Here is a 7043-nt window from a genome sequence, read left to right as displayed (position 1 = left end):
ATGGTAGATTCCGACAGGAATAGGTCGTCAGCGATTTCCTTATTGCTCTTGCCCTCCGATATAAGACGCAGCACATCCATTTCCCGTTTCGAAAGTGGAACGAGCTGGTACGCGAGGTCGAGTCTTTTATATGCCTGCTCAAGGTCTTGCTTGGCAAATTCCGCCGCTTGCTTACTTTCCTCGAGCTGGTCGAGAAGATGCGAGGGATAGGCAAAAAAGATCGCCACCAGGAAGAATGAAACGAAATCCGAGATAAAAGAATCGAGCTGTTTCATTTGAACGAAGCTCGCGATCGAGAATCCATTGACCGTTAGTTCGAGCAGGTAGAGCATGCTATAAGCTGTTGCCGAATAGATCGCGCCCTTAAACTTGAACAGGAGCGCCGAAGTAAGTAAGGGGCTCAGGCCGCAGAGGAAAAACGGGCTCGCCCATCCACCGCTTATGAAAAGGATAAATACATGAAAAACCAGGTCGATCGAGAGCAATAAGGGCACTTTTCTGACTTTTTCATACACCTGACCCGAGAACCCGCTGAGGGCAAGGTCATATACCAGAACTAGTACGAAGGGCAAGAGCGCAATACGCTTCGCCCCAGTCAGGCTGAGGATTACAACATTGGTTAGGGTAAGCCAACGGTATAACAACAGAAAAAGAAATGCCTTTTTCTTAGAAGGTTCTCTCAATGTATGTTAATGATACCTTTCCGCCCAGACAATGTTCATGCGCTAGGCAGTCAAAAAACGGAAGTCAACGAGTCTAAGCAACCATGCTATTGCTAGCTTTTATAGTACTAAATTATAGGCAAGATACTAGGCTTTTACAACCTTAGTTTCCGCAAAGAGGTGGATTTACATGCAGGAGAACCATTCCCTTTGCAGAAATAGCGAATTTATGTCTTACGTGCGCGGTAAAACGCCCATGTAAGGGTAAAAAAGGTATAAGTGATAAAAACGGCATAAGAATTTGGAGGGATCGACATGGCCGATATGATGGATAAATCTGTGGTGTTCTTAGCTGTTGACGGTTTCGAGGCGGGTACTTTCAAGCCATTATGGGAATGCTTTGGGAATCTTAATGCTTCGACGCGCGTAGCCAGCTTTAACGCAGATGATGAGGTCAAAGATAACGCCGGGCTTGTTAACACACATAGTGATATGTCGTTTGACCAGGCCGGGTTGTTCAGTCCTGATGTAATAGTCATTGCTGATGGCATTACCGCGGGAGCCATCAAGGACGATCCCGCGGCACAACAACTGCTGCAGGAGGCGTTCGATAGGAAGGCTGCGATTGTTTCAGTAAACGGGGGAGCCGCAATGCTCGCCTCGATGGGATTTTTAAACGGGCTCACCGTAGCCGCCCCGGAGTTCTTGAAAGATGAGCTTGAGAACGCTGGCGCCGTGCTGTCGGTTGAGCCGATCGCGGTGAGTCAGAATATTTTCTCGGCAATTGGGAATGCTGATTTGCAGGCGTTTTGCGATATGGTGTCCGAGTACATAACGGGTCGGATGGAGCAGGCGGCGTAATCTACATATAGCTCACGTTGGATTGACACCCACCAAAAGCCTGTGCTATTGTCTGGGTAATTACAAAGAAGAAGCCGTAGACGGGGAAAGTAGGCTAGAGTAACCGGTAAGAAGCGAGCCGGGTATGGTGAAAGCCGGTACCAGGTAACTAGTCGAGTGGGCCCCCGAGGTGTAGGCGCGAACAACAGATGCGAAGTAGCGCCACCGGATACTCAACCGTTATAACGAGGCAGGTATAAACGAGCTAAAAGAGCTTGGAGTACCTTGAACACAAGGCGGCAGTCTAGGGTTCTTTTAAGGCGTTAGAGCAAAGAGCTGATAGCAACTGTGAAGTTGGGTGGCACCACGAGATTATAACCCTCGTCCCATATGGGATTGAGGGTTTTTTATTTTTAGCGATTAGCGATTAAAAGCATGAAAAAGCAATAACTATAGTAGTCGCCAATCGCTAACAACCGTAATTAGGGCACATGGTTTGTTGATAAGAAAAGCGTTTGAAAGAAGCAATAAGCAGGAGGGAACGCATATGTATACACCGTCGAGAAGTGAATTTAAGAAGCTTGCAAAGCAGCACAACATAGTCCCTGTCTACAGGGAGATCATCGCCGACATGGATACGCCTGTATCGGCGTTTATAAAACTCGGGGATGAGGTGAACTCCTTTTTGCTCGAGAGCGTTACCGGGGGCGAGCAACTCGGAAGGTACTCGTTTCTCGGGTACGACCCGTTTTTAGTCATCACCGCACGGGGCACTACCGTGACTATTGAGGGAGAAGAGAATGCGCAGCTCGAAGATGTTAAGGACCCGCTAAAAATCGTAGAAGACAAAATGAAAGCCTACAATCCTGCGGTGCTTGAGGGGCTTCCCCCGTTCTTTGGCGGTGCGGTGGGGTACGTCGGGTATGACGCCGTCAGGTATTTCGAGCGAATCCCAAAAACCGCGGTCGACGATCTTAAGGTTCCGGAGATGGCGTTTCTTTTTACCGATACCGTAATCGCGTTCGACCACATTAAACACAAGATAAAAGTCATCGCCAACATGCGGGTCAACGGAGGCGATGTAAACGAGCTTTACAGCAGCGCGATTAAAAAAATAGATACTGTGATTAAGAAGCTCAGAAGCCCGCTTGAGCACATGCAGCTCGTTGAGATGGCACGCTTCAAGCCGCGCGAGTTTTCATCGAATGTTTCAGAAGAGCGCTTCACCCAAATGGTTGAAAAAGCCAAGAGCTACATTCATGAGGGCGATATCTTTCAGGTCGTATTGTCACAGCGCTTCGCGACACCGTTGACGATCGAGCCGTTCGATATTTACCGTGTCTTGCGGACCATCAATCCATCCCCCTACATGATCTATCTTAAGCTCGAAGATTGCACCATCGCCGGGGCTTCACCCGAGCCGCTCATCCAGGTGCAGGACGGGACCGTTATCACCAGGCCGATTGCAGGTACGAGGCCGCGCGGCGCAACGGCAGAAGAGGAGCAATCCCTCGAACTCGAGCTATTGCAGGATGAGAAGGAGCGGGCGGAACATGTTATGCTCGTTGATCTCGGGCGGAACGATCTCGGCAGGGTCAGCCAGGCAGGGACGGTAAAAGTCGACGATCTCATGTATGTAGAGCGATATTCGCATGTCATGCATATCGTATCGACGGTGAGCGGAAAACTTCTCGAGGACAAAACCGCATTTGACGCGCTGCGAGCCGCCTTTCCCGCGGGCACGGTCTCGGGCGCACCGAAGATACGGGCGATGGAGATCATCGACGAGCTTGAGCCGACCATCCGCGGCCCGTACGCCGGAGTCTACGGCTATTTTGGGTTCAACGGTAACCTTGATTGCGGTATAACCATACGGACCATAGTCATCAAGGATGGCGATGCTTATGTTCAGGCCGGGGCCGGTATCGTCGCCGACTCGGTCCCCGAAAAAGAGTTCATAGAGACAAAGAACAAGGCGCGGGCGCTTTTTGCAGCTGTCGATCAGGCGGGGTATGCCGACATCGAAACCGGCTCCCAAACATAGCCCGAGAGCGGTAATCATGCAACCAACCGTCTTGTTGTTGACGTTCCCTCTACATGCTTATAAAATCAAAGTAGACACGATATATATAATATACTATCGTATATTGGTGTAAAATTTATTGCGATGTACTAACACTTAAGGCTTACCAGGGTGAGTGCGAGAGCATAAGCAAAGATAACCCTTTCTAAAGTTTGCCTGGTTTTAGATACAATTAACCCTTATGAGCTTGCTGCGATTATAGCATTGCCGAAGGAGATTGACGTCTGTTGTCAAAACGGAACCTGAAAAACGTTCGACAAAGGTGCAAAGAATGCACCTTAAACTCCGGCGAGCACGAACTGCAGGTCAGGAGCGAATCCGTCAACTTATCCCTCATTAGAAATCACGTCAAGATGATCGGTGATCTTTGCAACCTGAGCGAGAAACAAATATTCGATCTACAGGTTGCAATAGGCGAGGCCGCTGCAAACGCGATAGAGCACGGCTCTCCCGAGGGAACCGAGAACCATGTGAGGATTCAAGTATTCTGTGACGGCTATGCGCTTGTTATCAAAGTCAAAGATGAGGGAAAATTCAAGCGCCGCATGCCCGATCCCGGCACGGACCATAATAATTTCCGCGGACGCGGTATCCCTCTTATGCTTGCACTAATGGATAGAGTGACCATTGACGAGGCCAAGGACGGTACAAGCGTTGTGCTAACCAAACGAATCAAAAAAGCCTATGAGGCCAAGCAGGCTAAGTGAAGGCCCCTTGCGGAGATGAATAGACGTATAAAGAACGATAAGCGCCTTCGGGCGCATTTTTTAAGCAAAGAAAAGCCCGCTAAAGAGCGGGCTTTTATGGTCAACCACCTCAATCGATCAGCTATGCAGCTTAATTTGAGATAACAGTACTTGTGGTAATCGATGTTTCTCCAGAGCCGATGCTGCCGGTTGTGTCTGTCGTGATTCCACTCCCCGGCCCGGCGGTACATGTCGTGTCGGTGCCGCCTGCGGTCGCAGTGTCCTCTGTACCTGCCTGCATATCGCCAGAAGTACCTGCATCCGGGAAGGGCAGGGAGAGGCCGAGCCACGAGGCGAATTTATTAACAACGCTCTTCAACGAGTTTGATACGTCATCGCCCATCCGCTCGATGTTACGGATAATCTTCGACATCGCGTTCGCTATGCCTTTGCCGCGTGCTGTGCCAGTCGAGCTGTCCTCAGCAGAAGCCAGGTTACCTGCGGTCTCGGAGCCGTCCATTGCCCAGAGCTTGTTCTTGTGCTTAGCTTTGACGGTCCCGCTTTCGTCCTCGCTGTCGATGTCGCCATCGGCACGCTGTTCTCTCATGCTTTCCTTTTGCGCCTTCAAAGACTCTTTCTCGGCTTTTCTAGCATCTTTTAAGGCTTCTTTCTCGTCCTTATTGAGCTTCTCTCTTTTCACGTTTGCCTGGTCATCTTCGATGGCGCCCTCGGCCTTTATAGATGCGCTTTTCCCATGCTTGTTGCCCGTAGAAGAGTAATTCTCGTCACGGTCGTTATTTTGCATTGCATCCGCGTCATCGCTGGAGTCCTCAGTAGCGACGGACTGCGATTTGGATGCAGAAGCGGCGATGTCAGGTCTTCCTTTCGCTAGTGCCGTGGCGGGCACTATTAGCATCGCTATTACCAGCAACGCCAGAAGTTTGTTCAACATCTTTTCCTCCTAAATAATCTTTTAGTACTTTTCCGGTACTAACCGCTTGCTATGAACGGTTTAGATTTAGTTCCATGGATTAATTCTACAAGCGCTTGTATTCATAGCTTCCAACTACTTAAACGTAGTCCATGCGATTTGGTTACGGGTAGCTTCAGGATTTCACCATTTAACCGATTCCTAGTACAATAGGGGATATTCCGATACATTGATGAAAACATTTCTTGAAAATATTTCTAATATTTTGAGAATTTGCGTTACCAACGGGTTGTCTATCCGTTGGTATAGGTGAAAGCATTAGGCCTATGGATGATAGTTTTGAAGTAAAAAGATTAGTAGATAAGGCGAAGAACTATGATGTCGAAGCTTTCGGTCAGCTTTATGACATGTACTTTGATAAGATTTTCGGATATATCTACTACAAAGTAGGTAACCGCGTTGAAGCCGAAGACATCGCCGGTCAGGTCTTTTTAAAGGCGCTCGAGAACATCTCTGCGTTTGAATGGAGAGGGGCCCCTTTTTCGGCCTGGCTATTCAGGATAGCTTCAAATCTCATCATCGATCACTACCGGTCAAACAAGTACGAGTTGGTTGATATCGCCAAGGAAGCGGACACGTTGCGGGATAATGGGTATGGCCCCGAACAGTCGGCGATAAGGGAATTCAACCGCACCGAGGTCGTCAAAGCTTTAAAGACGCTTACCGACGAGCAACAGCAGGTCGTTATCATGCGGTTTATCCTGGGGATGACGAACGATGAGGTTGCCCAGGCGGTTAATAAAAATGTGGGTGCTGTTAAAGCGTTACAGCACCGCGCGATTGGGACCTTAGGAAAGGTTCTGGGAGAGATATACGATGAAGCCCACAATAACAGATATCTTTAATGATTGCATAGACGCCATACAGCGCAAGCAAACAACAGTCGAGGGATGTCTTCGTCTGCATGAAGACGTGCGCGCCGAACTCGAGCCCATGCTGGTCGCCGCCAGCAGGTTGCTCGAGACGGGCACCGTTGCCCCGGATTCAGCCAAAAAGCGGCAGGCGCGCGAAGCGCTTTTGGCGGCTGTCGAGCAAAAGCGTTGGGAAACAGGCGTAGAGCGAGAGGCGCTGAAAACGGCCCCGGCTTTAAGAAGGCCGCGTGTGCTGGCGCTAGGCCGCCGCTTGAGCATCATCACAGTTATCTGTTTAGCGCTGATGGGGAGTACTTTGGCGATGGCCAAAGAGAGCTTGCCCGGAAGCCCTTTTTACCCGCTGAAACTCGCAATGGAACATGCCAGGATCGGGCTGACCATGGACGATACCTCGAAAGCAAAGCTGTATCTAAATGCCGCCGATGAGAGAATGAGCGAGCTGAAAAGACTCAAAAGCGGAGATCCGCACTACTCGGAGCTGGTGAGGGCCGTAGCGACAAATATAGGGCTGGCTGAAAAGACATCGACCGATGAGACCGATAAAGAGTATTCAGTTGCAGTCAGCAGCCTTGTCAAGAAGAACCGGGAAGTCCTTGAACGTACATTGGATAAGGTACCGCCAAGCGCGAGGCCGGCAATCCAGCGCGCTCTTACAAGACCTTCAAAATTGGGCGGGGCTTCGCTTAAAGAGAACGATACCAGGTCCGGTGATTCAAAGACCGGGAATGGGTCAAACGGCGATTCAGGATACCGCAGTTCCGCGAGCAAGCATTCTACGTCTACGACTACAAGTGGAAGTTCGTCAAAGCAGCGCTCACAGGATAGTAAAGATAAAAATCGAACCATTAACATAAAGATCAACGAGAAGTGCCCGGGTAGCGTCGAAACCACAAATGCGGCCAGCGGAAC

At 49.7% G+C, this 7043-nt stretch carries 7 protein-coding genes; 5 read left to right on the top strand and 2 right to left on the bottom strand.

Features of this window, described 5'->3' with window-relative positions; translation table 11 throughout:
• On the bottom strand, window positions 1-572 hold a 572-nt coding region (locus tag ACYC56_RS10725; RefSeq protein ID WP_461374172.1), incomplete at its 3' end, for a helix-turn-helix transcriptional regulator.
• 405 nt (window positions 573-977) lie between these two features.
• Between ACYC56_RS10725 and ACYC56_RS10720 the strand changes: the two genes are divergently transcribed.
• From ACYC56_RS10720 to ACYC56_RS10710, 3 genes are all read left to right on the top strand, one after another.
• Entirely contained in the window at window positions 978-1523 is a 546-nt protein-coding gene (locus ACYC56_RS10720) for a DJ-1/PfpI family protein (RefSeq protein WP_461374171.1), read from the top strand.
• A gap of 526 nt (window positions 1524-2049) precedes the next feature.
• Entirely contained in the window at window positions 2050-3546 is a 1497-nt protein-coding gene (trpE, locus tag ACYC56_RS10715; RefSeq protein WP_461374170.1) for an anthranilate synthase component I, read from the top strand.
• A gap of 266 nt (window positions 3547-3812) precedes the next feature.
• Window positions 3813-4292, top strand: coding sequence for an ATP-binding protein (locus ACYC56_RS10710; RefSeq protein WP_461374169.1), 480 nt, complete (start codon window positions 3813-3815; stop codon window positions 4290-4292).
• Window positions 4293-4422: 130 nt separating this feature from the next.
• On the opposite strand, the gene ACYC56_RS10705 is transcribed toward ACYC56_RS10710, so the two are convergent.
• Window positions 4423-5223, bottom strand: coding sequence for a hypothetical protein (locus tag ACYC56_RS10705; RefSeq protein ID WP_461374168.1), 801 nt, complete (start codon window positions 5221-5223; stop codon window positions 4423-4425).
• A gap of 305 nt (window positions 5224-5528) precedes the next feature.
• On the opposite strand from ACYC56_RS10705, the gene ACYC56_RS10700 reads away from it, so the two are divergent.
• Both ACYC56_RS10700 and ACYC56_RS10695 read left to right on the top strand, forming a co-directional pair.
• Entirely contained in the window at window positions 5529-6107 is a 579-nt protein-coding gene (locus ACYC56_RS10700) for a sigma-70 family RNA polymerase sigma factor (RefSeq protein WP_461374167.1), read from the top strand.
• The coding region (locus ACYC56_RS10695) for a DUF5667 domain-containing protein (RefSeq protein ID WP_461374166.1) at window positions 6079-7043 on the top strand (965 nt) is incomplete at its 3' end. The genes ACYC56_RS10700 and ACYC56_RS10695, both read left to right, overlap by 29 nt.

The sequence above is a fragment of the Candidatus Aquicultor sp. genome, assembly GCF_054640775.1.
Note: the sequence above shows the minus strand (reverse complement) of the source record. Positions and strands in the feature narration are given on the sequence as shown.